The following is a 25,733-nucleotide window of genomic DNA, read 5'->3' as shown; positions in this document are numbered from 1 at the left end:
GGGCGCTGTCCAGACGCAGCACGGGCTTCGCCAGGGCGTCGAGCCATTCCTCGTGGCCTGCCCGGCTGCGCCCGCTGAAGGTGGGGTCGTCGTAGCCCAGCGCCCAGTCCCGAAACTCCGTCCAGGCGGCCTGATCGATCTCCTGGCCCTCCCGACGAACGTTCTCGCGGGCCTCGAGGCGGCGCAGTCGCTCCTGTGGATCCAGGGTCAGGAAGACGACGGCGTCGCACTGCGCGAGGACGTCCTCGCCCCAGCCGAGCATCGACCCGGACAGCACCCAGGCCTCGCGCGGCACGAAGACGTCGTGCATCAGCGCGAGCCGCTCGTCCGTCGGCCGCTTGTGTGTGAAGGGCGGTCGGGACGGGATCCAGAAGTAGTCGTCAGAATCGGCGTGCGGCACGGCCCAGCGGTCGGCCAGGGCGCTCGCCAGGGTGGTGGTTCCGGAGCCGGAGGCCCCCATGACGTGGACTCGGGATCGCTGCATGTGTCCATTGTCGGGCCCGTGCAGCACCGCCCAGGCCAATTGAGCCGGTCCAGGGACGACCGCTCATCGCCGCGACACGCCGTGTGATCTGCGCTCAGGCCTACCGGGCCGACTCTGATTCGTTCTGGTGGACTGTTGTTCTGCTACTGAGGTGTGCGGGCTCGATTGGGCTTCGTGGAACTTCCTGCGGGCCGACCCGCAGGCCTCCGGCGCCGCTTCTGAGACGGCAAGAGCAGCCCGGCGACGATGTCTGCAACGATGTCGATGAGGATGCCCATGTGGCGATGCTACCTGGAGCTCACATCGCTCGTCGTGACGCGAACCGGTGAGCTCGGAGCTACCCGGAGGCTCTTGGCTGCTGATCACGGCTCCCCAGCCCCATAGTCGATTCTCTCCGTGAGCAGGACGCTCACTGGTACGACACGTAGCGTGATCGGGGTTCAGCAGGTTTTTGTCTCGCCCGGTATCCATCGGTTGGCCTGCCGATTCGCTACAGGCTCGTACTGGTGCGACCCGGGCTCCGCGGACTCTCTGCGGATTGCGGCCCGTGGTTGCGAGCCCTGCGTTACTTCGGGGTGACCTCATCGCCCATTTCTGCACCCCAGCCACCGTGGAGGTCGGAGTACGCCATGCAGTCGAAGTCGACGGGCCCGGCATCCCCGTGGGTCATCGTGCCGGACACCTGGTACAGCGTCTTGCGGACGCGGTGCGTCGACGTGACGTCGATGTCGCTGCCGGGGTTCTCGTGCTGCGCGACCCGCACATAGAGACCCGAGACAGTCTCTCTGGTTTCTTCTCTGGTCTCGGCCCAGCTGTAGAGGGTCAATACACTCACCGCCGTGACGGCTCCCGCCGCGAGCGCCCAACCTAGCGTCGACCGCTGTCTGCCTCCATACTTCGCCCGACTCATCCCTGCAGGCTAGCAACCGGCAGGAACGGGGTGCGAGGCCGCATCAGAAGCCGCGCTCAGCTACCCGAGTCGTCGGAGTTCCGAACGAGGATCTGCGTGTTGCGGTCCACGTCGAGAAATCGATCACCGGCGTCGTTGATCGCAACGGGGACCATCACCCGGATCTCGCCTGAGTGTCCCCACCGGACCCCGTCGATGCGGGACATGAACTCGACGCCGTGCTCGAGATCGACCGTGAACACCTACCCGATGAAGTTGTGGTTCAGCTCGCGTGCGTGGAGTGTGCACCCGCCGGGTCCGCAGCCTCGCATGGTCGTCTCCTTCATCGATCTGGGCGGGTTCGATGGCGACGATAGCTCGCCGACGGGACGCGGGCGGGGCATCGCCCGCTGCTACTCGATGGGGCGGAAGGCCATGAGGCCGCTCTTCGTCTCCCAGTCGACGTGCGCCAGCTCGAGCTGCTCCTCCGGGGACTTGAGCACCATGCTGGACTGGTAGGCATTGACCGGCTGGGAGCTGCACGGCGCCTCTGCCTCACGGCATGCATCATCCACGTCCGCACCCTCCCGGAACTGCCGCCGATACGTGGCCGTCCCGCACGACGCCTGTGGTCAGAACTCACCATTGATCAGGCGGCTCACTGATAGGACACGAACCACGGGCGCGGCTCCACCTCGTAGGTCTGCTCGGGGCTGAAGGTCGGGGTGTCCTCGTCGTAGAAGTTCTTCCAGGCCATGAACATCCCGTCGGGCAGGTCGTTCTGCAGGGCGTTCCAGGTCTCGAGCTTGGCGTCGGGCGTGCCGTGACCGTCCGCATGCACGGCCATCGCGAGCTCGGGGTGGGAGGTGTCGACGTCCTGCCGGTCCGAGATCATCGAGAGGCTGAACTGGTGGAGGATGAACGCCTTCTGCGGCAGGTCGTTCTCGGCGGTGAGGTCGGCGAGCCACTGCGCGGTCTCGTTGATCTCGTCGGCCGAGACCGAACCGATCTGCTCAAGGTGCTTCTGACCTGGCTTCAGCCGCCATTCCGCATCGAGCGCGAGGCCCACATGGGGTTCCTTGAGCAGGTCCTCGTACAGCTTGGCCTGGGAGAGGAAGTCGCTGGTGCCGGGCTGCAGGTCCAGCACGACGTACACCCCGGCCTCCCCGGCGGCGTCGACCCACTCGCGGATCTTCTCGGGGTCGAGCTCGGTGGAGTAGTCCCCGTCGGCCCCGGGCTCGGACGAGGCGAGGGTCGTGATGATCTCGAACGCCGGGACGACAGGCTCGTCGGTCAGGCCCGTGTAGTCGTCGGCGAGGCCCTTCACACGGTCGATGGACTCCTCGAGGCCCTGCTCGCCGAGGATCCCGAGTGACGGGACGCCGGGGGAGCCGTAGGCGGCGATCATGCGCCGGCCGGGGAAGACGGTCTGCCCGCCGCCGGGCAGCTCGGGGGCCGTCGCCGCGGTGTGCAGGGCTGCGGCCCAGTCGTCGGCCGCGCCGAAGGAGGCGCCGAGGGCGAGGATCCCGGCCGACGGGTCATCCCCGGCGGCGCTCTTCGTCGCGGCCACGCTGTCGCTGCTGAGGCCCGGGTCGCCGCCGGGCATCTCGGTGACGGTGCCGCCGGCCGCCTCGATCTCCGCGCGGGCGACGGTCTGCGCGGGGCCCGTCCGATCGGGATCCACGAACATCGAGACGGCAGGGGCCTCCTCGTCGCCGGTGATCTCGGGAAGGTCGTCGGCGTCGTCGGCGGAGGGATCGATCTCGACCACGTCGAGGCTGTCGCCGAGGGTCGAGACATCGGTGCCCTCCGCGGTGACGACCGTGTCCGCACCGAGGCGCTCGACCTCATCGGCGACGGCCTGATCGGTGCCGAGCAGCAGCGGGAGGCCGGAGGCGGCGCTGAGCGGGGCGAGGGCGTCGACGGTGTCCTCGGTGGCCACGATCGCGCCGTCGGCCGAGGTGAACAGGGAGGCGCTGAGCGCGAGGGCGGTCTGCGAGGCGTCCTCGTCCGGCACGACGGTCGAGGTCGGCGCGGTGTCGACGACGTCCACCTGGAGGCCGTCCTTCCAGAACGAGCAGGCGCCGAGGCTCGCGAGCAGGGCGGTCGCCGCGGTCACCGAGACCGCTCCTCGGAGGGCGGTGGTTCCTCGGCTTCGTCGTGTGGCGAGCGTGGGAGGGCCCCATCCGCCGCTGCGGGTGGGGACGGGATGATCAGCATGCGCGTTCTGGTTCCGAGTCACCGCCCCAGACTGCCGTGCGGAAGCCTGGCAGACCAGTGACGTGGCCGCGCTGGACATGTCGAACCGAGTGGGCGTTCACGCGCCGGGGATACTGGCCCCATGACAGAACCCGAGCGGCAGCTGGTCATCGGCGGCGTCTCCCGAGACGCGCTGCGGGAGGCGTTGGCGGCGCAGGGGGTCGCGCTGAACTCCTATGCCGAGATGCTGCTCGAGCACAGCGCGTTCGACGATCGCACGGAGCAGACGGTGCACGTCACCCGGCGCAGCGTCGCCGAGCTCGGGCTTCCCGAGGGCGGGACGCTTCCACAGATTCTCGATGCAACCGTCGCTGCGGGCCTCCGGCCGTGCCCCCTGCGGACCGGACCCTTCCTGCGGCTCGCGATGACCGAGCAGGAGCAGGCGCCCGACGCGGTGCTCTCCGCCGGGCGTGTGCCCACCGGCGCACTCCATGTCCTCTCCGAGCCGCTGAGCGCGGACCATGAGGTCCCCAAGGGCTTCTACCTGCGGGTCGTCGACGGGACGGTGTGGCTGCGCGGATATCGCTGCGACGACGAGTACGTGCTGCCGCCGGAGAGCCAGCTCGTGCTCCGGGTGCCCGAGGCGGGCGAGGGGGCATGAGCGCCCCGCGGATACAGGCGGTCATCCTCGACCTCGACGACACCCTGTTCGACCATCTCGAGTCGGCACGACGGGGGCTGGCACGGCTGGTCGAGGAGCTCGGCGCGACGCTCGACCCGCAGACGGCCGCCGCCTGGGAGCGCACGGCCGAGCACCTCAAGGGCCGACGGCACGCGGGCGAGATCGACCGTGCCGAGTACCGGCGCCTGCGGATCCGGCACCTGCTGGCGGACCTCGGACGGCCCGAGGAGGCCGCGACCGCCGACGACGCGCAGTGCGATCGCCTCTATGACCGGTTCCTCGAGGTCTACGAGGAGGAGTGGGTCGGGTTCGCCGACGCCGTCCCGACGCTGCGGGCGCTGCACGACCGGCATCTTCCCGTCGCGATCCTCACCAACGGGCCGGAGGAGCGTCAGCAGCGCAAGGTCCGCGCACTCGGCCTCGCCCCCTGGGTCGCGGGCGTCTGGACCAGCGAGCGCCTCGGGGCGAAGAAACCCGATCCGGCCACCTACCTGGCGGTGTGCACGGCGCTCGGTACGGACCCCGGCGCCGTCCTGCACGTCGGCGATGACCTCGAGAACGACCTGCGCGGCGCGCTCGCCGCTGGACTTCCGGCCCTCCAGCTGGACCGTCGGCGTCGCGTTCTCGCCGGGTCGGCGAGGATCGCCGGGCTGGACGAGGTGCTGGGCAGGGTCTGAGGGCTCTGACCAGCAGGAAGCAGCTCAGGCCGACGACAGGGAATCGAGGGCGGCGGCGAGCTCCGCCCGCAGCCCGTCGTGCTCCGTGCTGAGCCGCAGGGCAGGGTCCGACCAGTTCTCGCGAGGGTGGAGCCAGACGGGCCGGGTGATGAGCTCGGCGGGCTCCCAGTCGTAGCGGGGCCAGACATGGGCGTGCAGGAGCGCATCCGCGTTCCCGAGGATCTCGAGATTCACCCGACGGAACGCGGCATCGCGCGCGGCGCACACCTGCTCGACGGCCTCTCCGAGCAGGTCCATGCTCGACAGGAAGCGGGCACGTTCCTCGCGGGGGAGATCGGAGAGCCGGTCCACGCCGGGACGGTCCGTGATCAGCACGCTGTAGCCGGGGAGGAACTGCACGTCACCGATCACGGCGAAGCCGCCCGGCAGGCGGGACATCACCGTCGGGTTCCTCCCGGCCAGGGCGCTGCCCACCCGGTCCTCGCGCCAATCGGGCGGCTCGTCGGTCTCTGCACCCGGGGCCTGACCTGACGTGTCCGGTTCTTCCAGCCTCCACGCGATGTCGCTGTGCTGGACCAGGCCCGGATGGCCGACGGCTTCGGCGCAGTCCGACAGGCTGAGCTGCAGGTCGATCGCGACGAGATGGATCGAGGATGCCTCGCTATTGCCCTGCTCGATCCGTCGGGCGAACTCGGCGCGGACACGGCCTCGAGCGTGTTCGATCGACTCACGGTCTGCGGACGAGCTCGGCGTGGACATCCTCCTACGATGCCAGGGTCGACGGGCCGTGACCATCGTGGACCTCGATCTCAGAGCTCCGGCTGGAGCTGGAAGTCCCAGGCGACCACTGCGCTCTGTCCGGCCTTGGCGGCGTTCGCGGCGTCGCGCGCCCAGGGGTGCAGCTCCCAGATGTTCGGCGGGCCGGGGGTCAGGGGCGCCGCCTCCACCTCCGGGCCGACGATGCTGTCGCCGAGATGCGTCTCCTCGCAGGCCCGCACCACGAAACCGAGGGGGAGGGCGGCGCGCAGGTAGTCGCCGAGCCCGTGGTGGTAGCCGGCTATGTGGCCGACCCGTCCGTCGGGCGCCTCCTTGACCAGCGGATACAGGGCCGAGCCGAGGAAGTGCCCGCGGGTGTCCAGCACGAGGAGGTGCCCGCCGGGGCGCATCACCCGCGCGGCCTCGGCGAAGAACGGGGTCAGGTCGCTCAGGTGGGTGAGCGCGAGGGAGCACACCACGTGGTCGACGCTCCCGTCGGGCAGAGGCAGTGCGGTGAGGTCGCCGAGCTCGAAGCGAGCGCCCGGCACGGCGCGCCGGGCGCGGGAGAGCATGCCCTCGGAGCCGTCGATCCCGATGACCTCGTGACCTCGCTCGACCAGCTGCTGCGTCACCGCGCCGGTGCCGCAGGCGGCATCGAGCACACGGCCCGGAGGCAGGGAATCGAGCATCGGGAGGAGCACGTCGTCGCGCATCGGGAAGCAGCCGTTGGCCTCGCCGTCGTAGCTGCTCGCCCAGCCGTCGTACCCGTCGGAGACCGGCAGCGCAGGGACATCGACACCGGGACCGAGCTCGTCGGCCCGATCCAGCAGCTCGCGCACCTCGGCGATCCGGGCCTCGGTGAACGTCCGGTCGTACTCGCCCGTGAAGGCGCGCATCAGGGCGACGCCCTCGAGCCCCAGCAGGTACGCGAGCGGATGCTGGTGGATGGTGCGGGCGGTCGGCGGGTCATCGGTCATGGCGCCATTGTCGGGGTGCGCACGGGCGGGGACAACGGAATTCCGGGGAGCGCGCGGCGTGCGGGGTCACCGTGCCTCGTCGCTGAGCAGCGGCAGACGGACGGTGAAGGTGGTGCGGCCGGGCTCGCTGGCCACCCCGATCCGTCCGTCATGGGCGAGGATGATCGCCTCGGAGATCGAGAGCCCCAGACCGGCGCCCCCGATGTCCCCGCCGCTGTCGGTCCCGTCGGTCCCCGCCGTGCCATCTGCACCATCCGCGCCATCTGCGCCATCTGCGCCATCTGCGCCGCCGGCCCGGCGGGTGCGTGACGCGTCCCCGCGGGAGAAGCGCTCGAAGAGCCGGGCGCCCAGCTCCGGGTCGATGCCGGGCCCGTCATCGGTGATCCGCACGACCGCCGCGTCGCCCTCGAGGTCCAGCGAGGCGGTGACGGTCGTCCCCTCGGGGGTGTGGGCGCGGGCGTTGCCGAGGAGGTTGACGAGCACCTGACGCAGCCGGTCCTCGTCCCCGAGCACCTCGAGGGACTCCTCGACCTCCAGCAGCCAGCAGCGGTGGGGGTCGGCGGCGTGCGCATCGTCGACGGCTTCGATCAGCACATGGGTCAGCTCCACGGGATCCCGCCGCAGGGGCTGCCCGGCGTCGAGGCGGGCCAGCAGCAGCAGGTCGTCGACCAGGGCGCTCATCCGCGCGGCCTCGGCGGAGATCCGGGTGAGTGAGCGCTCCTGGGTGGGGGTCATCGGGGCGCCCTCGCCCTGGGAGAGCTGTGCGTAGCCGCGGATGGAGGTCAGGGGGGTGCGCAGCTCGTGGCTCGCGTCGGCGACGAAACGCCGCAGCTTCTCCTCGCTGTCCTGGCGGGCCGTGAGCGCCCCCTCGATGTGGTGGAGCATAGCGTTCAGCGCGCTCCCGACCTGCCCCACCTCGGTGCGGGGGTCGGTGTCCGCCGGATCGACGCGATCGGGGAGCTCCACGGCGCCGCTGGCCAGAGGGCGGTCGCTGACCCGCTGGGCCGTGGCGGCGACCCGTCGGAGGGGACGCAGGGCCCGGGTGATCACGAGGACCAGGCCGAGGGTGACGAGGATCAGCACGCCGCCCATGACGGCGGCGAGGATCGCGGCGGTGGCCGTGGTGGTCGCGGTGACGTCCTGGAGGGAGCTGCCGGAGATCACGGTGGTTCCGTCGCGGGTGTCGGCGGCGACCCGCAGGGAGCCGATCGTGCCGCCCAGGTCGACGGTGGTCGGGGTACGGGGCTCCAGCTGCGCGGAGGCGAGGATTCCGACCTGCTCCGGGGTGAGGGCGACTTCGGTGCCGGTGTCGTCGGTGTAGGCCGAGGCGGCCGCGGTGCCGTCGGCCCGCAGCAGCACGTGCAGGCTCCCCACGCGCGCGGGCGGCTGGTCGCCGGCAGCGCCGGGGTCCTGCGGCGCTCCGGGGTCGTCCGCTCCCGGCGCGTCCGCGGCGGGAGCGTTCGGCCTGAGCGACCTGTCCAGGCCGGAGAGGACCTGCGTATCGAGCCGGTCCAGGGCCGAGGCCCGCACGGACACCAGCGTGGTCACCCCGGTCAGGAGGAACGCGGCGGCCACCAGCAGGGCGACCCCGATCACGAGGCGCCGGCGCAGGGACCAGCGGGAGAGCCTGCTCATGCCGGCCTGATCGTGTAGCCGACCCCGCGCACGGTGTGGATCATCGGCTCGCCGATGCTGTCGACCTTCTTGCGCAGGTAGGAGATGTACAGCTCGACGACGCTGGAGCGGCCGCCGAAGTCATAGCTCCACACCCTGTCCAGGAGCTGCGCCTTGGACAGCACCCGGCGCGGGTTGCGCATGAGGCAGCGCAGCAGCTCGAACTCCTTCGCCGTGAGGGCGATGGGCACGCCGGCCCGTTCGACCTCGTAGGACTCCTCGTCCAGGACGAGATCACCCACGCGCAGGCACGGATCCTGGCCCGCCGCGGTCCCGACGTGCCGACGGACCATGCCGCGCAGCCGGGCGAGCACCTCCTCGAGGTTGAACGGCTTGGTCACGTAGTCGTCCCCGCCGGCGGAGAGCCCGGTGATCCGATCCTCGACGCCGTCCTTCGCGGTCAGGAACAGCACGGGCACGTCGTTCTCGGCGGCTCGCAGGCGCCGGAGCACCTCCAAGCCGTCCATGCCCGGCATCATGACGTCCAGCACGACCACATCCGGCCCGAACTCCCGCACGAGGTTCAAGGCCTCCTGGCCGTTCGCCGCGGTGCGGGCATCCCACCCTTCGTGCCGCAGCGCCATGCGCAGCAGCGAGCTGAGGTACTCCTCGTCGTCCACGACCAGGGCGCGGATCGGGGACCCGTCGGGCCGCGCGAGCGGCGTCGGCCGAGGATCGGTAGGGGGATCGGCAGGTGGTGGTGCCATGGCAGGAGTCCTTGCCTGGGAGTGCTGTGCTGCGTGCTGTCCTGCGACGCTACCGCCTCGTGGATCTGCCCACGAGGTCTCGAAGACAGTCCATATCGGATTCATAGGAACCGCATAGGGTCCGTGCCTACGGTTCCCGCCATGAACACCACAGAACCGACCAGCACACCCGCCGACTCCTCCGACCAGGAGGACCTGACCGTCCCGAACCGGGCCGCGCACCGCTCCCCGTCTGCCCGTCGCGTCGGCCGTCCCTTCCCCGCCGTCGCCGAAGGCTCCGAGACGTCGCATCCTGCAGGCGGCTCCGGCACGGGTGGCGCCGACGAGCGGTCCGCGGTCTGGGAGGGCCGGCGCCTGGATCGGCCGCTCGAGGACGTCGAGGACCAGGGCCTGGCCTTCGACCTCGGGACCCTCGTGAGCCGGCGACGCACGATCGGTGTCGCCGGCGCCGGCGCCGCGGCCCTCGTGCTCGCCGCCTGCGGCGTCGCCAGCGGGTCCGCCTCGTCGGATGGGGGCGGCTCGGATGCCTCCGACGGCGGCTCCGACGGGACCGCCGGCGATGCCGAGATGCCGACCGAGACCGCGGGGCCCTACCCGGGAGACGGCTCCAACGGGGCCGATGTGCTCGAGATCAGCGGGGTCGAGCGCAGCGACATCCGCTCGAGCATCGACACGGACACCGTCGCCGAAGGGACGCCGATCACCCTCACCATGACCGTGACCGACCTCGCCGAGGAGGGCGCTGCGATGACCGGTGCGGCCGTGTACGTGTGGCACTGCGATGCGCAGGGCGAATACTCGATGTACGGCGACGGGCTCGAGGAGGAGACCTACCTGCGCGGGGTGCAGGTGGTGGGCGAGGACGGCACCGTCACGTTCACGTCGATCTTCCCCGGCTGTTACTCGGGCAGGTGGCCGCACATCCACTTCGAGGTGTTCCCCGACATCGACTCGATCACCGATGCGGGCAACGCCGTTCTCACCTCCCAGCTGGCCCTGCCGGAGGATGTGAGCACCCAGGTGTACTCCTCGGCGCAGTACGACGGCTCCGCGGAGAACCTGGACGCCATCACGCTCGAGAGCGACAACGTGTTCTCCGATGGCTGGGACATGCAGCTCGCGACCGTCACCGGTGACGTCGACGCCGGATACCAGGTGAGCATCGACGTCCCGATCGACACGAGCACGGAGCCGGAGGCCCCCGAGGGGCCGGGCGGTGCGCAGGACGGTACCGGTGGCCCGGGCGTCGGCGGCGAGCCGCCCGAGGGAGCGCCCGGTGAGCCGCCGGCGGGCGAGCCCGGAGATGCCTCGGACGGAGGGTCCGACCAGGGGTGAGAGCCGGAGGGCAGGATCCCGGACCCGGCCCCGGACGTGCGGTCCGGGTCCCGCCGTCTCGATCAGTGGTCGCGTCGCCTCGGCGATCCGGCGAGGGCGGATCGTGGACCGGACCGACGACGACCCGCAAGCCCTCGCAGCACACGAAGGAACCCCATGCCCTCCACCCCCGGCCCGGCCGTCCTGGACTTCACCGACGTCTCGTTCCGACGGGGCGACGCCGTGATCCTTCCCGGGGTGTCCTTCACCGTCCACCAGGGCGAGCACTGGGTGATGCTCGGCGCGAACGGCGCCGGCAAGAGCACGATCCTGGGACTCGCCGGCGGCACCAGCCATCCCACGAGCGGCACGGTGGACGTGCTCGGCGAACGCGTGGGCCGGGTCGAGCTGCGGGCCCTGCGCGAGCGCATCGGCCATGTGAACCCGCGTCATCCGCTGCAGTCCGCCCTGCTCATCGAGGAGGTCATCCTCACCGGGCTCACCGGCAGCACCGAGATGATGATGCGCGGGGAGCCCACGGCCGCGCAGCGCGCTCGGGCGCGCGAGCTCAAGGGAATCTTCGGTCTCGCGGGAAAGGCCGACGCCCGCTGGCCGACGCTCTCCCAGGGCGAGCGCGGGCGGACCCTCGTCGCGCGGGCGCTGATGACGTCGCCCGAGCTGATGCTGCTGGACGAGCCGTCGACCGGGCTGGATGTGGCCGCCCGGGAGCAGCTGCTGGAGACTCTCGAGCAGCTCCCGGTCCACGATCCCGACCTCACGACGCTCCTGGTCACCCATCACCTCGAGGAGATCCCGCCGATTACGACCCATGCCCTGCTGCTGCGCGACGGCGAGGTCACCGCGGCCGGGCCGATCCACGAGGTCCTCACCTCGCAGGCCGTCTCGGAGACCTTCGATCACCCCATCCGCGTCAGCTTCGACGACGGGCGCTGGCAGGCCCGGACAGGAGCGCGGCGGGCTGTGTCGGTGCCGGACAGGGTGTCCTAGAGCTCGACGGTGATGACCATCCGGGCGGTGTACACGGTGTCCTCGACGACGAACCGCACGCGCGTCGACGGGGCCTCGGAGCCACCGTCGGGAAGGGGCTCGCCCGGGGTGAGTGACCGGAGCAGGTCCTCAGTCACCGGGACGTCCGAGAAGTCCTGCGCCACGAAGACGCCCAGATCGGTCTCATCGACGCAGGCGATCCGAACCTCCTGCTCCGCCCACCGCTCGGTGTCCTCGAGCGTCGCGCTGGGCGGGTCCTCCGCCTCGTTGCACATCCGCTCCAGATCCGCATAGCCAGCAGCTCGGTCGGGGAAGACCATCTCCGTGGACGTCCTCTCCGGATCCTGGGGCTCCGACGCTCCGCAGCCGGTCAGAACGAGCAGCGCCCCGAGCGCAGCGGCGGTCGCGACCGGTCGCCGACGACGACGTGCAGGGGTCTCTCGAGCGGTGCGTGGCATGGGCACGGGCCTTTCACGGCGTCGGGGGAGACTGCGAGCACGAGCGACGGGTCGTACGAAGACCAGCTCCGAGACCAGCTCCGGGCACCAGCCGGCTATGCCCGCAGAACGCTGGTATCCACCTGCACCGCACTCTCAGCGGGGAGCTCCACCTCGATGCTCTGCTGGCCGCAGCGCACGCGGTGCGTGCCGACCGCGCCCGGGCCGACGGCGCGCAGGCTCAGCGCGGTCAGGTCGCCGTCCGCCCAGGACATGTCCACCTCGATGCCGGGGCGGGCGCGCAGGCCGCGCACGGAGCCGGTGCTCAGGATCGGCGCCAGGGCCGGGAGCAGCTCGATCTCGCCGCGGTGGCTCTGCACGAGGCATTCCGCGATCGCGGCGACGATCCCGATGTTGCCGTCGATCTGGAACGGGGGATGGGCGGAGAACAGGTTCGGGTAGAGGCCGCTGCGCTCGCCGTCCGCAGTCTCGGCCGGGCGCAGGAACAGCGTCAGCAGGTCCTGGACCTTGTCAGGGCGATGCAGACGCGCCCACAGCGACGTCTTCCAGGCGAGCGACCAGCCGGTGGCCTCGTCGCCGCGCGCCTCCATCGAGCGGACGACCGCGTCGGACAGCTCCGGGCTCAGATGCTGCGCGCCGGGGTACTCGAAGCCCAGGTGGGAGACGTGGCGGTGGGTCGGTTCGACCTCGTCCGGCCCGTCGACGTGCCACTCGAGGATGCGGCCGTCGGTCCCGACACGGGGGCCGGGGATCCGCTCGAGGGCGGCGGCCGCCCGGGACGCCACGTCGTCGTCGGCGCGACCCAGCAGCTGGGCCTTCGCGACGAGGGACTCGAGCACCTCGCGCAGCAGCCAGCGATCCATCCCGGAGCCCTCGGTGAGCGAGACGACCTCGCCGCCGGCGGTGATCCACTCGTTCTCGGGGGAGGTGGAAGGGAAGGTGACCAGGGTGCCGTCCGGCCCCTCGTGCAGCAGGTCCAGGGCGAAGGCCGCCGCCTCACGCAGCGCCGGCAGGCGGCGCCCGGCGATCACGGCAGGATCCTCGCCGCTGAACGAGGCGATCGAGTCGAGCTCCCGCTCGAGCCACAGCCCACCCATCGGCCAGGTCGCCCATTTCGGGTCGCCCTCGACGGGGTCGGTGTATCCCCACGGGTCGGAGTTGTGGTGCACGGTCCAGCCGCTCGCCCCGTAGAGCCGTCGCGCCGTCTCGCGGCCCGACTCCCGCAGCATGGCGACATAGCCCTCGAGGGCGCCGGCCGCGCCGGGGATGTGCGCGATGCCCGCCGCCCAGTGGTTCATCTCGAGGTTGATGTTCACGGTGTAGTTCGAGTTCCACGGCGCGAGCACCTGCTCGTTCCACAGGCCCTGCAGAGTCGCAGGCGGCAGTCCCGGCCGCGACGCGGAGGCCAGCAGGTGACGGCCATAGGCGAACATCGTGGACAGCAGCTCCGGCTCCTCGGAGTCCGCGAGCTCGAGGGTGACGTCCGCCAGGCCCGGCAGCGGGGCCTCTCGGTGGCGGCGGCGCAGCTCCTGCTCGCCGCGGGCGAGGGCCGCCTCCGCCTGCTCGGTCGCCTCCGCGAGGGCCTCGGCGACGGGACGGTCCGGCTGCTGGCCGAGTCCCTGCCAGGTGGTGACGATCGCGCAGGCGACGAGCAGACGCTCGTCCTGGACACGGGTGCGCACCACGACCGCGACGCGGCTCGCGCCCTCGGGATCCCAGGCCAGCTCGGCCATGTCGCCATGGCGCGTCGGCACGCCGTCCGACGGCGCTCGCAGCACCACGGTCAGGCCGTGCTCGTCGGCCGTGCGCTGCTCCTCGACCAGCGGTGAGGTCAGCTCGAGGGCGAACCGGGTGCCGGAGGCGCAGGGGGCGGCGTGCACGAGGACCTCGTCGGCCGCGCTCACCACCGTGAGGTGCTCGCCGTCGTGCGCGCGCACCACGTGCTCGCCGCGCGTGAGGTCGAGTGCGCGCTCGAAGTCGGCAGCCGAGGAATCGGCGATCGGAGAATCGGCCGACGGGGTCTGCGGCTCCAGCGTCACGACGAGCTCTCCGACCGGCTGATAGGCCTGCGACCAGGCAGCGCCAAGCCCCTCGAGCAGCGTCTGTGCCTGGGCGATCTCCCCGGCCTCGAACAGCTCCCGGGCTCGCTCGCGGATCGGTGCGGCCTCCTCGGCCGAGGTGAGCCAGCGCTGCGTGGTGGTGGGGGAGCCGGACCACAGAGTGGCTTCGTTGAGGCTGAAGCGTGCCCGCCGGGGGTCGCCCCACACCATCGCACCGATCCGACCATTGCCGAGGGGGAGCGCCTCGAGCCAGCGGGAGGCCGGGCGGGAGCGGCTGATGGTCGTGCTCGATGACATGGGGATTCCTTCGGTGGGGGAGGCGTGGTGGCGGCGTCACTGACGGCAGGGTCAACGCTTTCCGCTCGGATTCATCCTAGGTGTGGGGCTCGGCGGTGTCGAGGGAGCGGCGGCATCGACAAGCGCTTGCCCGACAGTCGCGTCCATGCTTGACTAGAGGGGAAGGAAAGCGGTTGCCCCGCGAGGGGCGGCGGCGGTCGAGGTGGATCGTCCGGCCCACCGAGCAGCTGCCCGCGAGCACTCGCCCGGTACGGGGCGCCACAGGAAGCACAGGAGACAGTCATGGCAGAACGCAGGATCGGGATCATCGTCAACGGGGCCACCGGCCGCATGGGCTACCGCCAGCACCTGGTGCGCTCGCTGCTCGCCATCCAGGAACAGGGCGGCGTGGAGCTGGCCGACGGCGATCGCCTGGTCCCCGACCTGCTGCTGGTGGGCCGCAACGAGGAGAAGCTGCGCGGGGTCGCGGAGAAGCACGGTCTGCTGAACTGGACCACCGACGTCGACGAGGCCCTCGCCAACGACGACTACGAGGTGTACTTCGACGCCCTGGTCACCAACCTGCGCGTCGAGAACCTCAAGAAGGCCATCGCCGCCGGCAAGGCGATCTACACCGAGAAGCCCACCGCCGAGACCTTCGAGGACGCCCTCGAGCTCGCCCGCCTCGCGACCGAGCACGGCACCGTCAACGGCGTGGTCCACGACAAGCTCTACCTGCCGGGCCTGCTCAAGCTGCGGCGCCTCATCGAGAGCGGCTTCTTCGGCGAGATCCTCTCCGTGCGCGGCGAGTTCGGCTACTGGGTCTACGAGGGCGACTGGCAGCCCGCCCAGCGCCCCTCCTGGAACTACCGTTCCGAGGACGGCGGCGGCATCGTCGCGGACATGTTCCCGCACTGGAACTACGTCATCGAGGAGCTCTTCGGGCGCATCGAGGACGTCTACGCCCAGACCGCCACCCACATCGGGACGCGCTGGGACGAGACGGGCCAGGAGTACACCGCAACCGCTGACGACGCCGCCTACGGCGTGTTCCGTCTCGAGGGCGGCACCGTGGTGCAGATGAACTCCAGCTGGGACGTGCGCGTGCACCGCGATGAGCTGGTCGAGTTCCAGGTCGACGGCACGCACGGCTCCGCCGTCGTCGGCCTGCACAGCGCCCGGATCCAGCCGCGCGAGGCGACCCCGAAGCCGGTGTGGAACCCCGACGTCAAGGACGAGCACGATTACTACGCCGACTGGATCGAGGTGCCGGACAACGAGCCGTTCGACAACGGGTTCAAGGTGCAGTGGGAGGACTTCCTGCTGCATTACGCAGAGGGCCGCGACTACCCCTTCGACTTCCTCTCCGGCGCCCGCGGCGTGCGCCTCGCCGAAGCCGGCCTGACCAGCGCCGCCGAGGGCCGTCGCGTGTCCCTCGACCCGCTGACGGAGGCCTGATCATGGCAGAACCCCTGCAGCTCACCCTGCTGGGCGAGGACGGCACGCTGCGTCGGATCGCCCTGGACGAGGCGCCCGCCTTCGCGCGGCCCACCTCGCCGCTGCGCTCCCGCGTGGTCTACGCCGCCGTGCACGTCGTCCCGCAGGCCCACGGGGACAACACCCCCGGCGCTCCCGCGGACATCGACTGGGACGCGACCCTCGCCTTCCGCCGCACCATGTGGTCCCGCGGCCTCGGGGTCGCCGACGCGATGGACACCGCCCAGCGCAACATGGGCCTGGACCCGGCCGCGACCCGCGAGCTGATCGCCGGCACGGCCGACGCCGCCCGTGAGGCGCTCGAGGATCCGGAGATCGCGGCGGTGTTCCCCGCCGGGGCGAGCGTGCGCGACCTCGTCGTCGCCGGGGTCTCGACCGACCAGCGCAGCGAACACGAGCTGAGCCTGGATCAGATCGTCGACGCGTACGTCGAGCAGCTGCGCGCCACCGAGGCCACCGGCGCGGGCGCCGTGCTGATGGCCAGCCGCCACCTCGCCCGCGTCGCGACCAGCGCCGCACAGTACGAGGAGGTCTACCGCCGAGTGCTGGACGCCGCGACGGAGCCCGTCGTGCTGCACTGGCTCGGCACGGCCTTCGATCCGCAGCTGAAGGGATATTTCGGGGACGCCGACACGAGCGTCGCCGCGAAGACCCTGCTCCGGATCATCGAGGCGGACCCGGCGAGGATCCGCGGCGTGAAGATGAGCCTGCTGGACGACGCCGCCGAGATCGCGGTGCGCGAGAAGCTGCCCGCCGGCGTGCGCATGCTCACCGGCGACGACTTCCACTTCTCCCACCTCATCGTGGGTGACGGCACCGGCACGACCGAGATCGGGGGCGCACAGGTCGCGGGGGAGTACTCCGACGCGCTGCTCGGGGCGTTCGCCGCCACCGCGCCCGCCGCGTCGGCCGCCGTGCAGGCGCTGGACGCGGGTGACCCGGCCGAGGCGCGCCGCATCCTGGACGCCTCCGAGGAGCTGGGGCGCCATGTGTTCTCCGCCCCCACCTTCCACTACAAGACCGGCGTCGCCTTCCTGGCCTGGCTCAACGGCCACCAGAAGGCCTTCACCATGGTGGGCGGCATGCACTCCGCGCGCAGCCTCCCGCACCTCTCGCGCACCATCGAGCTCGCCGCCACCACCGGCAACCTCGAGGACCCGGCGCTCGCCGCCGAGCGCTGGCACGCGATGCTGCGCCTGGCCGGCTACGACATCCCGATCCTGGACGGAGCCACCGCATGAACACCCCGCCCACCCCGCACATCTCGCAGGGCGCACCCCGGCTGTCGATCAACCGCTGGACCTGCCGCAGCACCCCGATCCAGGACTTCCTCGAGGCCACGGCCGCGCACGACCTCGAGGCCGTGGGCCTGTGGCGCCAGGATGTCGAGGAGGTGGGTCTGGATGCGTTGCGCCGTCGCGTCGACGACGCCGGTCTGCGGGTCAGCAGCCTGTGCCGCGGCGGGTTCCTCACCGCGGCCGACGAGACCGCCCGCGCCGCGTCCCTGGACGAGAACCGTCGGGCGATCGACGAGGCCGCCGCGCTCGGCGCGCCCACGCTGGTGATGGTCGTCGGCGGGATCACGCAGGAAGACAAGGACGTGGTCGCAGCCCGTGCGCGGGTCGCCGAGAACATCGCGACGCTCGCTCCCTACGCGGAATCGGCCGGCGTGACGCTCTCGCTGGAGCCGATGCACCCGATGTTCGCCGCAGATCGCGCCGTGCTCTCCACCCTCGGCCAGGCCCTCGACATTGCCGAATCCACCGGCAGCGACGCCGTCGGCGTCATCGTGGACACCTATCACGTGTGGTGGGACCCGGCGCTCGAAGCATCCATCGCCCGGGCGGGGCAGAGCGGACGGCTCTTCAGCTACCAGGTGTGCGACTGGAACCTGCCGCTGGCTGCGAACACGCTGTTCTCCCGCGGCTACATGGGTGACGGCTTCATCGACTTCCCCTCCATCACCCGCATGGTGAAGGCCGCCGGCTACACCGGGGACATCGAGGTCGAGATCTTCCACGAGGACGTGTGGGCCACCCCGGCGTCCGAGGCGATCGGCATCGTGAAGCAGCGTTACGAGGAGCTCGTGCTGCCGGAGGCGTGAGTGTTCATCGGCGCCTGAGCGTTCATCCCGAGCTGGGGATGATCCGAATCCTGGCGGCGGACCCTCCGGCGAGGAGCTTCGCGTCGGCGGTCACGAGGTCGGCATCGAGCGCCTCGGCGAGAGCAAGATACGTGGAGTCGTACGCCGTGCATCGATGGCGCAACTCCCAGATCCTCTCCGCCAGCGGAGCCGTCTCGTAGCGCGTGATGGTGAGGGCGAAGTAGGTGCGGCGAGCGGCGTCGGCGAGCTCGTCGTCGAGCCGGTGCCCCCGGGTCAGCCCGCGAAGGGTCGAAAGCACTTCGACGTCGAGGAGGTGCGGGGCCGCCAACGGCTCCCTGGCCACGAGGTCGAGGAGCTCCCCGGGGGTATCTCGCCCGATCAGGGCCTCCACGACCGCGGACGCGTCCACGACGATCATCCGCGCTCGGACCGCAGTGCCTGCGCGATATCCACACGACCTGGCGCTCCCGCGGACGGACGCTTCCGCATCCGCTCGAGAAGGGCGGCGTTGGTCGGCGTCTCCGCGATACGGGCGAGCTCGGCATTCACGTACCCGGACAGGGACAGGCCTGCCTCAGCGGCGCGCTGCTTGAGCGTCGTGGAGACATCGTCCGGGACGTCCCGGATATACAAGGTGGACATGCCACGATGCTAGCAAAGTGCTATCAGGTCGTCCAGAGTGAGGGGGCCCGGCCCGGTGTCGGGCCCGGCGCCCGGGCTGGTCGACGACTCAGGTGCGAGCGGTCAATGCCGTGGACTCGCGCAGCAGCACGTCGCCGCGCACATGCATCTCGAGAGGTTCCTCTGGGGCGTCGGCCGCCGTCGTCGCAGTCTCCGCCTCCGCGGGCGGGGTGCCGAGCACCCACTGGACCGCCTGACGGGCCATGTCGTGCAGCGGCAGCGCGATGGTGGTGAGCGCGGGGTTCGAGTCCTCGCCGTCGGGCACGCCGCCGAAGCCGGCGACGGAGACCTGGCCGGGCACGTCGATCCCGCGTCGACGCAGCTCGCCGAGAGCGCCGAGGGCCATGACGTCCGCCGGGGCGAAGACGCACAGCGGGGCGTCGTCCGTGCTGGGGACGGTCGCGAGGTGGGCCTCGATCGCCTCTGCCAGCTCGTAGCCGCCGTCCCGGGTCAGCCCCGCCTCGACGTTCAGCTCGGGCTCGATGCCCGCCTCGGTCAGCGCGGCGATGAAGCCGCCGGTGCGGTCCGCGGCCGACGGGATGCCGGAGATGCCCTGGACCACGGTGAAGCGGCGGTGGCCCTCGACGATCAGGGCGGTCGCGAGCTCATGGGCGGCTGCGGCGTTGTCGGGCACGATGGTGCGGCCCACGCCCACCGACTGGCCCATGCCCACGACCTTGCCGCCGTGACGGGCGAAGCCCTCCAGCAGGGTGCTGATCGCGGCATCGGAGTCGTTGCCGTAGCGGTGCGAGCCCACCAGCACCAGGGCGTCGACCTGCTGGGCGATGAGGGAGCGCAGTGCGCGCACCTCGGTGTCGATCTCGCGGTCGGTCTGCGTGAGCAGCACCTGGGACTGCGAGGCGAACACCTGCTGCTGGATCTCACGAGCGATGGTCGCGAAGTACGGGTCTGCGATGTCGTGGACCACGAGGCCGATCAGCCCCGAGCGGGAGCGGGCCAGGGCCTGGGCCTGGGCGTTGGGGACATAGCCGAGCTTCGCGGCGGAGGCCTCGACCCTCTCGGCGACCGCCTTGCCGGGGACGCGGGCGGATCCGTTGAGCACGCGGGACGCTGTGGCCAGGGAGACCCCGGCATCCTGGGCGACGTCGCTGAGACGCACTGCAGCCATCGGGGCTCCTACTTCTCGGGGATGCTGTCGTGGCGGGGCGGGGAAACGCTGTCCCGACTCTTGTCAGCATAACGACGCCGTGATCGGCCGACGGAGGATTCGAGCCTTCCGGGGGCGTGACTTTCCTCCTCCTGCCCGTGGACCGGATGTTCCTGCCGTCACGAGACGGCTCAGGCGGAGATGTCCCGCGTGGAGAGGTCCACGGGGTGGCGCGGGGGCTCACCGGCCGCGAGTCGCCGCACCTCCTCCAGGGCGAACTCGCCCATCCGGCGCAGCTCGTTGCCCTGCGAGCCGGCGATGTGCGGGGTGATCGAAACGGTCGGCAGATCCCAGATCGGGTCGTCGGCGGCCAAGTCGTCATGCACGTCGAGCACGGCGGCGAGCCGGCCGGAGGCGAGCTCCGCGCGCAGGGCGTCGAGGTCCACGAGCGCCGGGCGGGCCGTGTTGACGAACGTGGTCCCGTCGCGCATCAGGGCGAGCAGCTCGCCGCTGACCATGCCGCGCGTGGACGGGAGGTCGGGCGCATGCAGGCTCACCACGTCGCTGCGGGAGTACAGCTCCTCGGGCTCGACCTTGGTCGCGCCCAGAGCCTGGATCTGCTCGGCGCTCGCGAACGGGTCGGTGATCAGCACGTCGAGGTCGAAGCGCTGCAGATGCTCCGCCACCAGCACGCCGATGCGTGAGGCCCCGATGAGGCCGACGACGCCGCCGTAGTTGCCGATCCCCGGGTCTGCTGCGGCGCCGCCGTGCACCTGGTGGTCCGCCCGGTAGCCGGCCTCGCGGGCGTGGGATCGCTTGCCGGCCAGCAGGATCTGGGCGAGCGTGAACTCCGCGACGGGCACCGCGTTCGCCTCGGTCGCCGAGGTCACGGTGATGTCGTCGCGCTCCCACACCGCCTCGGTGGCCACGAAGCGCACGGTGCCCGCGGTGTGCACGATCGCGCGGAGCCGGGGCAGGCGGGCGAGGGTCCTCGCATCGATCCGGGGCGAACCCCAGCCGGTGACCAGGACCTCGACGTCCCGCAGGTCCCCGTCGGAGGCGAGGTCGGGCACCGTGCGGTCGGGATCGATGTCGGCGAGCTGTGCCAGGCGGTCGCGCTGGGCCGCGTCGAACATGCTGTGCTGGAGACCGTCCGGCATCGCGAGCAGGGCCTTCATCGCGTGCCGCCTTCTCCGTCGGTACCGGCGTCGGCGCTGGAGTCGGCGACTGCGGCGGCGATGAGAGCGCGCAGGGTCCCGGCCTCCCCGGCGAGGGCCGCCGGATCATCTCCCGGGAGGAACTCGAGCAGCGCATCGCGGTCCGAGCCCTCGGCGGCGAGCACCGTGAACACCCCGCGCCAGAGGTCCGCCCGCGCGGCGAGGGGGTGGCGCTCGTGCGTGGGCCACCAGGAGAAGACATGGATGGTCGAGGCGCGCGGCAGCACCTGGCGCAGGGTCTCGAGGGCGTCGGCGTCCGGCATGCCCTGGTGAGGCTGCCAGTAGGAGAGCACGGTCGGCCGGTCCATCGCGTCCAGGAGGCGCAGCGTCGAGCCGATCTCGTCGGTCAGCGTGCGGCCATGGAACTCGAGGCCCACATCGATCCCGTGCTCGCTCGCGCGATCGGCGAACTCCTGGATCCGGCGCACGAGCGCGGCACGATCCTGCGCGCCGACGTCGGCCGAGCCGCAGCTGCCCGCCCACACCCGGATGCGGGGCGCGCCGAGTGCCCGCGCCGAGGTGATGACGCCCTCGAGCTCTGCCGAGAACTCCTCGTCGGACCCCTCGAAGCGCAGGTAGGAGCCGTAGGATGCGACGGCGAGGCCCGCCTGCTCGGTGAGCTCGCGGGCGCGGCTCGCAGCGATGGTGTCCCCGGGCGGGACGTGGGCGTCACCTGCCCACTCGATGCACGCGAGGCCGGCGTCGGCGGCGAGCTCGACGACGCGGTCGACCTCGAGGCTGCGGAAGGTGACCGAGCACAGTCCGGGACGGATCATGGTGACTCCTGGTGTCTGCATCGTCAGGTGCCGATACGGTGTGGGCAGAGCCTCCGACGAACGGAAGGCAAGCGTTTGCCCAGAGCGTATCGCGAGCACGAGGAGGTGGGGGCGATGGTCACCGATGCGAGCGGCCCCGGCGGAGAGAGCCCCGATGCTCCGGCCCGCGCCGCGACGACACCGAACGTCCTGCTGCTGGTCACCGACGACCAGGGCGCCTGGGCGCTCGGCTCGCGGATGCCCGAGCTGCGCACCCCGACCCTGGATCGCCTCCAGCGCGAGGGGAGGACCTTCGAGCAGTTCTTCTGCGCCTCCCCGGTGTGCTCCCCGGCGCGGGCCAGCCTGGCCACGGGGCGCATGCCGTCGGCCCATGGCGTGCACGACTGGATCCGGCCCGAGGCCCTGGCGCGCACCGATGCCCCGCTCCGGCCGTTCCGAAGGGACTTCCTGGAGGACCTCCCCGGCGCGGACTCGCTCGGCGCGATGTTCTCCCGCCACGGGTACCGCTGCGGGATGACCGGCAAATGGCACCTCGGCTCCGCGGACCGCCCCGCGGAGGGCTTCGAGTACTGGTACGCCCACCAGCTCGGCGGCGGCCCCTACTACGACGCCCCGATCTGGCAGCAGGCCGACGAGACCGGCATCCCCGCATCCCCTGCGCAGCCCGACACCGAACCCGCCTACCTCACCGACGCGATCACGCAGCGCGCCCTCGACTTCCTGGGCGCCGCGGCGGCCGACGCCCGACCCTTCTTCCTCCAGGTCAACTGGACCGCCCCGCACGACCCCTGGTTCGACGGCAACCACCCCGCCGAGCTGTTGGACCTCTACGACGAGACGGACTTCCCCTCCGTGCCGCAGCCCCCGCCGCACCCGTGGTTCGTGCCCGAGAACTTCCCCCGCGCCGTCGCGGACCGCCACGGCGCGCTCGCCGGCTACTGCGCGGCGCTCAGCGGCGTGGACCGCAGCATCGAGGCACTCCTGGCCCAGCTCGAGAGCAGCGGGATGCTGGAGGACACGATCGTGGTCTTCACCTCGGACAACGGCTTCTCCTGCGGCCACCACGGCATCTGGGGCAAGGGCAACGCCACCACCCCGCTGAACCTCTGGGAGCCCTCGATCACCGTGCCTCTGATCATCCGCTGGCCCGGCCACGTTCCCGCGGGAACGTGCGATCGCCTCCCGACCTCGGCGACGGGTCTTCTGGAGACCCTGGCCGAGCTCACCGGCGCCGTCCCCCGCGAGGACCCGCTGCGGGCGGGACGATCGTTCGCCGCGCGCGTCGTGGACGGGCGGCCCTCGGCGGACGGACGGAGCGGCCCGGGGACGGGTGACGAGCCGATCGTCATCCACGACGAGTACGGCGCCCACCGCATGATCCGCACCGACGGCTGGAAGCTCGTGGTGCGCCGGGAGGGCCCCGCCGAGCTCTACGACCTCGAGGAGGACCCCGGCGAGGAGCACGACCTCTCCCACGACGCGGCGCACGCCGGCCGGCGTCGCGCGCTGGAGGACGATCTGCAGTCCTGGTTCGCGGCCCACGAGACGCCTGCGCTGAGCGGCTGGGGTACCGCGGTCGACGGTGCCGGCCAGCGGCGACCCTTGGGTCGCCCCGGGTGACGGCACGACGACACCGGACCGCGCCCGGTGCCCGTCGCCCGTCGCACCGACCACCCGCGGATCACCGCACAAGGACCCGGATCCTCTGCAAGGAGCACTTCTGATGCCCACCGCCCCCCACACCCGGCCGAACATCCTGCTCATCGTCTCCGACGACCACGGCTACGCCGACCGTTCCGCCCGTGGCAGCGCCGACGCCCGCACCCCGAACCTGGACCGCCTGGCGGCCACGGGCACCACGTTCGAGAACGGGTACGTCACCGCTCCGATCTGCTCGCCATCCCGAGCCGGCCTCATCGCGGGCGCGTACCAGCAGCGCTGGGGTGCGCAGTGGTTCGACACCTCGGCGTTCCCGCCGGCGCAGCGGCCGGTCATGCCCGAGATCCTCGGGGAGGCTGGATACCGCACCGGGTACTTCGGAAAGGTGCACTACGGGCCGGAGCGACCCGGTGATCGTGCCTGCCCCGACCAGCACGGCTTCGACCGGTCGCTGTACGGGCTGGCGGGGCTCAGCATGGGGCGCCTGCACTACCTGCACCACTCCGAGCAGGCGCAGGAGGAGTACGGCGAGGCCGCCTCGCGACACGGGGTGAGCCCGCTGTTCGAGAACGGCCGCGAGGTGGACTGCGAGCAGCACCTGACGGTGGAGTTCACCGAGCGGGCGATCGACTTCATGGGGGACGGGGCGCAGGCGAGCGACGGAGACCCGGAGGGCGCGGGGGAGGACCCCTTCTTCTGCATGGTCGCCTACAACGCCGTGCACAACTTCGCCTGGCAGCTGCCGCAGGACGAGCTCGACGCCCGCGCCCTGCCCGCCCACGACGACTTCGACCCCGCCGCCGCGGAGTACGTGGACTGGTACGACGGGGCGATCTCCCCGCGCCTCGAGCACGGCCGCGACTACTACCTCGCCCAGCTCGAGATCATGGATCGCGAGATCGGCCGGATGCTCGACCACCTCGAGGACACCGGGCAGCGGGAGAGCACGCTCGTGGTCTACCTGACCGACAACGGAGGTTCCACCTGCAACTACGGGGACAACGCCCCGCTCACGGGGACCAAGTACAGCCTCTTCGAGGGTGGGGTGCGGGTGCCGTTCCTGGTCTCCCGGCCCGGTACCGTGCCGTCGGGCGAGCACTCCGCGGCGCTGGTCTCCGCGCTCGACCTGCTGCCGACGTTCGCGGCAGCAGCCGGGGCGTCGCTGCCGGTGGGCACCCCGGTGGACGGGATCGATCTGCGCCGGGTGTGGGAGGCGGCCGGAGGGGCGCGCCGGGTCGAGGCCGGGCACGAGGCGCTGCACTTCGACACCGGCTTCCAATGGGCCGTGCGCACCCCGAACTGGAAGTTGCGCTGGGTCGATGCGAGCACCGGGCACCGCGAGCACCTGCTCGCGGTCGAGCACACCGACATCGGCGCCGGGCTCACGCTGGTGCCCCTCGGCGACGGGATCACCGACGAGTCACCGCAGGCCGACGTCGCCGCGCAGCACCCGGAGGTCGTCGACGAGCTGACCGCCCTGCATGAGCAGTGGGCGGCGGGGCTCGCGTCCGCCTGACCGCCCTGCGCGAGCAGTGGGTGGCCCAGCTCGCGTCGGCCTGATCGGTGGCCTGGTCGTCGGCCTGACCTTGCTCAGCCGCGGCCGAGCAGCGTGCCCATTGGGACGAAGTCGGAGAACTCGGCATCCAGCGCCGTGGCCTGATCCGCGGGAGCCCCGTCGTCCGCCCCCGTGGAGCCCTCCGTGTGCTCAGGGTGTTCGATGTGCTCGGGCGAGGTGCCGATCCCGGCGCTGAGCATCGTGGCGAGCTCGCGCGCGGCCCGGCGCACGCGCACCGCGAGCGGCTGCTCATCGGCCTGGCCCTCGGTGTCGGCGCCGAAATCGGCCGACGCCGCGAACACGACCGTCGGCACGACCTCCGCCTTGAGGTACCCGAACATGGGGCGGATCGCGTAGTCGATCGCGAGGGAGTGTCGCGCGGTGCCCGCGGTCGCGCCCAGCAGCACCGGCTTGTTCTTCCAGACCTCGATGTCGATCGCGTCAAAGAACATCTTGAACAGACCCGAGGGGCCGACGTTGAACACCGGGGTCACCGCGATGACCGCGTCAGCGGCGCGCACAGCCTCGATCACCATCGACAGGCGCTCGTTCGGGAAGCGGGTGAGCAGGGCGTCGGTGATGTCGTGCGCGTACTCGCGCAGCTCCACCGTGGTCACGTCCACGTCCACGTCCACGTCCACGTCCACGTCCACGTCCACGTCCACGTCCACGTCCACGGCTGTGCCGTCGGCGGGCGCGGCGGCGCCGTCGGCGGTGCGCTCACGACCGATCGCGGCGGCGGCCCACCTCTCACGACCGAGAGCGGTGGCGGCGGCCCGGGAGAGCTGATCGGTGAGCATGCGGGTCGAGCTGGGGGTGGAGAGCCCGGCGGACAGGGCGACCAGGCGGACGGTATCGGTCATGGGGTGATCCTCTCAGGGAGCGGGACGACGACGAGGGCGGCGTGGAGCCGGCACGGTGTCGTCGGTGTCAGCGGGGCGGAACGGGTGGATTGGCGCTGGGGACCAGGTCTGG

Annotated in this window: 26 protein-coding genes; 9 read left to right on the top strand and 17 right to left on the bottom strand. The window is 71.5% G+C overall.

The genetic code is table 11. The features are described 5' to 3' along the window. The 5 genes from ACT3T5_RS16335 to ACT3T5_RS16315 form a co-directional block, all read right to left on the bottom strand. The coding region (locus ACT3T5_RS16335) for an AAA family ATPase (protein WP_444594921.1) at nucleotides 1-484 on the bottom strand (484 nt) is incomplete at its 3' end. 565 nt (nucleotides 485-1,049) lie between these two features. Continuing rightward, nucleotides 1,050-1,319 carry a hypothetical protein gene (locus ACT3T5_RS16330; protein WP_443335657.1) on the bottom strand — a complete coding sequence of 90 codons (270 nt, stop codon included), beginning with the start codon at nucleotides 1,317-1,319 and terminating at the stop codon, nucleotides 1,050-1,052. A 131-nt stretch (nucleotides 1,320-1,450) separates the two neighbouring features. Next, entirely contained in the window at nucleotides 1,451-1,636 is a 186-nt protein-coding gene (locus ACT3T5_RS16325; protein WP_443335656.1) for a hypothetical protein, read from the bottom strand. Between the two features lie 150 nt (nucleotides 1,637-1,786). After that, nucleotides 1,787-1,948, bottom strand: coding sequence for a hypothetical protein (locus ACT3T5_RS16320; protein WP_443335655.1), 162 nt, complete (start codon nucleotides 1,946-1,948; stop codon nucleotides 1,787-1,789). 83 nt (nucleotides 1,949-2,031) lie between these two features. Further along, a complete protein-coding gene (locus ACT3T5_RS16315; protein WP_443335654.1) occupies nucleotides 2,032-3,492 on the bottom strand; it encodes a hypothetical protein in 1,461 nt (486 codons plus the stop codon). 222 nt (nucleotides 3,493-3,714) lie between these two features. Here ACT3T5_RS16315 and ACT3T5_RS16310 point away from each other — a divergent pair, with 222 nt between their 5' ends. Together ACT3T5_RS16310 and ACT3T5_RS16305 are read left to right on the top strand one after the other, a co-directional pair. Further along, nucleotides 3,715-4,233, top strand: a complete 519-nt coding sequence (locus ACT3T5_RS16310; RefSeq protein ID WP_443335653.1) for a hypothetical protein — start codon at nucleotides 3,715-3,717, stop codon at nucleotides 4,231-4,233. Continuing rightward, nucleotides 4,230-4,931 carry an HAD family hydrolase gene (locus tag ACT3T5_RS16305; protein WP_443335652.1) on the top strand — a complete coding sequence of 234 codons (702 nt, stop codon included), beginning with the start codon at nucleotides 4,230-4,232 and terminating at the stop codon, nucleotides 4,929-4,931. The genes ACT3T5_RS16310 and ACT3T5_RS16305 overlap by 4 nt, the downstream gene beginning before the upstream one ends. 24 nt (nucleotides 4,932-4,955) lie before the next feature. Here ACT3T5_RS16305 and ACT3T5_RS16300 read toward each other — a convergent pair whose 3' ends face one another. From ACT3T5_RS16300 to ACT3T5_RS16285, 4 genes are all read right to left on the bottom strand, one after another. Beyond that, on the bottom strand, nucleotides 4,956-5,690 hold the full coding sequence (locus ACT3T5_RS16300) for an HIT family protein (protein WP_443335651.1): 735 nt from the start codon (nucleotides 5,688-5,690) through the stop codon (nucleotides 4,956-4,958). Between the two features lie 50 nt (nucleotides 5,691-5,740). Further along, nucleotides 5,741-6,664 carry a class I SAM-dependent methyltransferase gene (locus tag ACT3T5_RS16295; RefSeq protein WP_443335650.1) on the bottom strand — a complete coding sequence of 308 codons (924 nt, stop codon included), beginning with the start codon at nucleotides 6,662-6,664 and terminating at the stop codon, nucleotides 5,741-5,743. A 66-nt stretch (nucleotides 6,665-6,730) separates the two neighbouring features. Then, nucleotides 6,731-8,299 (bottom strand): sensor histidine kinase, encoded by a 1,569-nt coding sequence (locus ACT3T5_RS16290; protein ID WP_444594920.1) that lies wholly within the window; start codon nucleotides 8,297-8,299, stop codon nucleotides 6,731-6,733. Then, nucleotides 8,296-9,045, bottom strand: a complete 750-nt coding sequence (locus ACT3T5_RS16285) for a response regulator transcription factor (RefSeq protein WP_444594919.1) — start codon at nucleotides 9,043-9,045, stop codon at nucleotides 8,296-8,298. The genes ACT3T5_RS16290 and ACT3T5_RS16285 overlap by 4 nt, the downstream gene beginning before the upstream one ends. 141 nt (nucleotides 9,046-9,186) lie before the next feature. Here ACT3T5_RS16285 and ACT3T5_RS16280 point away from each other — a divergent pair, with 141 nt between their 5' ends. Beyond that, nucleotides 9,187-10,380: a dioxygenase family protein gene (locus tag ACT3T5_RS16280; RefSeq protein ID WP_444594918.1), complete on the top strand. Its 1,194-nt coding sequence runs from the start codon at nucleotides 9,187-9,189 to the stop codon at nucleotides 10,378-10,380. A 156-nt stretch (nucleotides 10,381-10,536) separates the two neighbouring features. Continuing rightward, a complete protein-coding gene (locus ACT3T5_RS16275; protein WP_444594917.1) occupies nucleotides 10,537-11,367 on the top strand; it encodes an ABC transporter ATP-binding protein in 831 nt (276 codons plus the stop codon). Here ACT3T5_RS16275 and ACT3T5_RS16270 read toward each other — a convergent pair. Together ACT3T5_RS16270 and ACT3T5_RS16265 are read right to left on the bottom strand one after the other, a co-directional pair. Further along, nucleotides 11,364-11,825 carry a hypothetical protein gene (locus tag ACT3T5_RS16270; protein WP_444594916.1) on the bottom strand — a complete coding sequence of 154 codons (462 nt, stop codon included), beginning with the start codon at nucleotides 11,823-11,825 and terminating at the stop codon, nucleotides 11,364-11,366. The two genes, ACT3T5_RS16275 and ACT3T5_RS16270, sit on opposite strands and share 4 nt — an antisense overlap. 95 nt (nucleotides 11,826-11,920) lie before the next feature. Further along, nucleotides 11,921-14,182, bottom strand: coding sequence for a glycosyl hydrolase family 95 catalytic domain-containing protein (locus ACT3T5_RS16265; protein WP_444594915.1), 2,262 nt, complete (start codon nucleotides 14,180-14,182; stop codon nucleotides 11,921-11,923). Nucleotides 14,183-14,464: 282 nt separating this feature from the next. Between ACT3T5_RS16265 and ACT3T5_RS16260 the strand changes: the two genes are divergently transcribed. The 3 genes from ACT3T5_RS16260 to ACT3T5_RS16250 are packed head-to-tail and all read left to right on the top strand — an operon-like array spanning nucleotide 14,465 to nucleotide 17,762. Further along, nucleotides 14,465-15,619, top strand: a complete 1,155-nt coding sequence (locus tag ACT3T5_RS16260) for a Gfo/Idh/MocA family protein (protein WP_444594914.1) — start codon at nucleotides 14,465-14,467, stop codon at nucleotides 15,617-15,619. A gap of 2 nt (nucleotides 15,620-15,621) precedes the next feature. Continuing rightward, a complete protein-coding gene (locus ACT3T5_RS16255) occupies nucleotides 15,622-16,899 on the top strand; it encodes a DUF993 family protein (protein WP_444594913.1) in 1,278 nt (425 codons plus the stop codon). Next, complete coding sequence (locus ACT3T5_RS16250) at nucleotides 16,896-17,762, top strand: sugar phosphate isomerase/epimerase family protein (RefSeq protein ID WP_444594912.1); 867 nt, start codon at nucleotides 16,896-16,898, stop codon at nucleotides 17,760-17,762. Before ACT3T5_RS16255 ends, ACT3T5_RS16250 begins: the two co-directional genes overlap by 4 nt. Nucleotides 17,763-17,784: 22 nt before the next feature. Here ACT3T5_RS16250 and ACT3T5_RS16245 read toward each other — a convergent pair whose 3' ends face one another. From ACT3T5_RS16245 to ACT3T5_RS16225, 5 genes are all read right to left on the bottom strand, one after another. After that, entirely contained in the window at nucleotides 17,785-18,180 is a 396-nt protein-coding gene (locus tag ACT3T5_RS16245; RefSeq protein ID WP_444594911.1) for a type II toxin-antitoxin system VapC family toxin, read from the bottom strand. After that, nucleotides 18,177-18,404: a FitA-like ribbon-helix-helix domain-containing protein gene (locus tag ACT3T5_RS16240; protein WP_444594910.1), complete on the bottom strand. Its 228-nt coding sequence runs from the start codon at nucleotides 18,402-18,404 to the stop codon at nucleotides 18,177-18,179. The genes ACT3T5_RS16245 and ACT3T5_RS16240 overlap by 4 nt, the downstream gene beginning before the upstream one ends. 88 nt (nucleotides 18,405-18,492) lie before the next feature. Next, on the bottom strand, nucleotides 18,493-19,572 hold the full coding sequence (locus tag ACT3T5_RS16235) for a LacI family DNA-binding transcriptional regulator (RefSeq protein ID WP_444594909.1): 1,080 nt from the start codon (nucleotides 19,570-19,572) through the stop codon (nucleotides 18,493-18,495). Between the two features lie 170 nt (nucleotides 19,573-19,742). Then, nucleotides 19,743-20,729, bottom strand: a complete 987-nt coding sequence (locus ACT3T5_RS16230; RefSeq protein WP_444594908.1) for a hydroxyacid dehydrogenase — start codon at nucleotides 20,727-20,729, stop codon at nucleotides 19,743-19,745. Next, the gene (locus ACT3T5_RS16225) at nucleotides 20,726-21,544 is read right to left on the bottom strand and encodes a sugar phosphate isomerase/epimerase family protein (RefSeq protein ID WP_444594907.1); all 819 of its coding nucleotides are present in this window, start codon (nucleotides 21,542-21,544) and stop codon (nucleotides 20,726-20,728) included. Before ACT3T5_RS16225 ends, ACT3T5_RS16230 begins: the two co-directional genes overlap by 4 nt. A gap of 114 nt (nucleotides 21,545-21,658) precedes the next feature. Here ACT3T5_RS16225 and ACT3T5_RS16220 point away from each other — a divergent pair, with 114 nt between their 5' ends. Together ACT3T5_RS16220 and ACT3T5_RS16215 are read left to right on the top strand one after the other, a co-directional pair. Beyond that, nucleotides 21,659-23,164: a sulfatase-like hydrolase/transferase gene (locus tag ACT3T5_RS16220; RefSeq protein ID WP_444594906.1), complete on the top strand. Its 1,506-nt coding sequence runs from the start codon at nucleotides 21,659-21,661 to the stop codon at nucleotides 23,162-23,164. A gap of 103 nt (nucleotides 23,165-23,267) precedes the next feature. Further along, entirely contained in the window at nucleotides 23,268-24,719 is a 1,452-nt protein-coding gene (locus tag ACT3T5_RS16215; protein ID WP_444578464.1) for a sulfatase family protein, read from the top strand. A gap of 74 nt (nucleotides 24,720-24,793) precedes the next feature. On the opposite strand, the gene ACT3T5_RS16210 is transcribed toward ACT3T5_RS16215, so the two are convergent. Beyond that, complete coding sequence (locus ACT3T5_RS16210) at nucleotides 24,794-25,621, bottom strand: CE1759 family FMN reductase (protein WP_444594905.1); 828 nt, start codon at nucleotides 25,619-25,621, stop codon at nucleotides 24,794-24,796. Nucleotides 25,622-25,733: the final 112 nt, after the last annotated feature.

The organism is Brachybacterium sp. AOP3-A1-3 (assembly GCF_052378285.1).
Lineage (GTDB): Bacteria > Actinomycetota > Actinomycetes > Actinomycetales > Dermabacteraceae > Brachybacterium.
This window is presented reverse-complemented; position numbering and strand designations above follow the sequence as displayed.

Coding starts and splice junctions, on each gene's coding strand:
- ACT3T5_RS16210 (WP_444594905.1), bottom strand. CDS start 25,621: ATGACCGATACCGTCCGCCTGGTCGCCCTGTCCGCCGGGCTCTCCACC.
- ACT3T5_RS16310 (WP_443335653.1), top strand. CDS start 3,715: ATGACAGAACCCGAGCGGCAGCTGGTCATCGGCGGCGTCTCCCGAGAC.
- ACT3T5_RS16260 (WP_444594914.1), top strand. CDS start 14,465: ATGGCAGAACGCAGGATCGGGATCATCGTCAACGGGGCCACCGGCCGC.
- ACT3T5_RS16215 (WP_444578464.1), top strand. CDS start 23,268: ATGCCCACCGCCCCCCACACCCGGCCGAACATCCTGCTCATCGTCTCC.
- ACT3T5_RS16280 (WP_444594918.1), top strand. CDS start 9,187: ATGAACACCACAGAACCGACCAGCACACCCGCCGACTCCTCCGACCAG.
- ACT3T5_RS16245 (WP_444594911.1), bottom strand. CDS start 18,180: ATGATCGTCGTGGACGCGTCCGCGGTCGTGGAGGCCCTGATCGGGCGA.
- ACT3T5_RS16285 (WP_444594919.1), bottom strand. CDS start 9,045: ATGGCACCACCACCTGCCGATCCCCCTACCGATCCTCGGCCGACGCCG.
- ACT3T5_RS16265 (WP_444594915.1), bottom strand. CDS start 14,182: ATGTCATCGAGCACGACCATCAGCCGCTCCCGCCCGGCCTCCCGCTGG.
- ACT3T5_RS16275 (WP_444594917.1), top strand. CDS start 10,537: ATGCCCTCCACCCCCGGCCCGGCCGTCCTGGACTTCACCGACGTCTCG.
- ACT3T5_RS16230 (WP_444594908.1), bottom strand. CDS start 20,729: ATGAAGGCCCTGCTCGCGATGCCGGACGGTCTCCAGCACAGCATGTTC.
- ACT3T5_RS16295 (WP_443335650.1), bottom strand. CDS start 6,664: ATGACCGATGACCCGCCGACCGCCCGCACCATCCACCAGCATCCGCTC.
- ACT3T5_RS16300 (WP_443335651.1), bottom strand. CDS start 5,690: ATGTCCACGCCGAGCTCGTCCGCAGACCGTGAGTCGATCGAACACGCT.
- ACT3T5_RS16255 (WP_444594913.1), top strand. CDS start 15,622: ATGGCAGAACCCCTGCAGCTCACCCTGCTGGGCGAGGACGGCACGCTG.
- ACT3T5_RS16240 (WP_444594910.1), bottom strand. CDS start 18,404: ATGTCCACCTTGTATATCCGGGACGTCCCGGACGATGTCTCCACGACG.
- ACT3T5_RS16225 (WP_444594907.1), bottom strand. CDS start 21,544: ATGATCCGTCCCGGACTGTGCTCGGTCACCTTCCGCAGCCTCGAGGTC.
- ACT3T5_RS16290 (WP_444594920.1), bottom strand. CDS start 8,299: ATGAGCAGGCTCTCCCGCTGGTCCCTGCGCCGGCGCCTCGTGATCGGG.
- ACT3T5_RS16250 (WP_444594912.1), top strand. CDS start 16,896: ATGAACACCCCGCCCACCCCGCACATCTCGCAGGGCGCACCCCGGCTG.
- ACT3T5_RS16220 (WP_444594906.1), top strand. CDS start 21,659: ATGGTCACCGATGCGAGCGGCCCCGGCGGAGAGAGCCCCGATGCTCCG.
- ACT3T5_RS16305 (WP_443335652.1), top strand. CDS start 4,230: ATGAGCGCCCCGCGGATACAGGCGGTCATCCTCGACCTCGACGACACC.
- ACT3T5_RS16235 (WP_444594909.1), bottom strand. CDS start 19,572: ATGGCTGCAGTGCGTCTCAGCGACGTCGCCCAGGATGCCGGGGTCTCC.
- ACT3T5_RS16270 (WP_444594916.1), bottom strand. CDS start 11,825: ATGCCACGCACCGCTCGAGAGACCCCTGCACGTCGTCGTCGGCGACCG.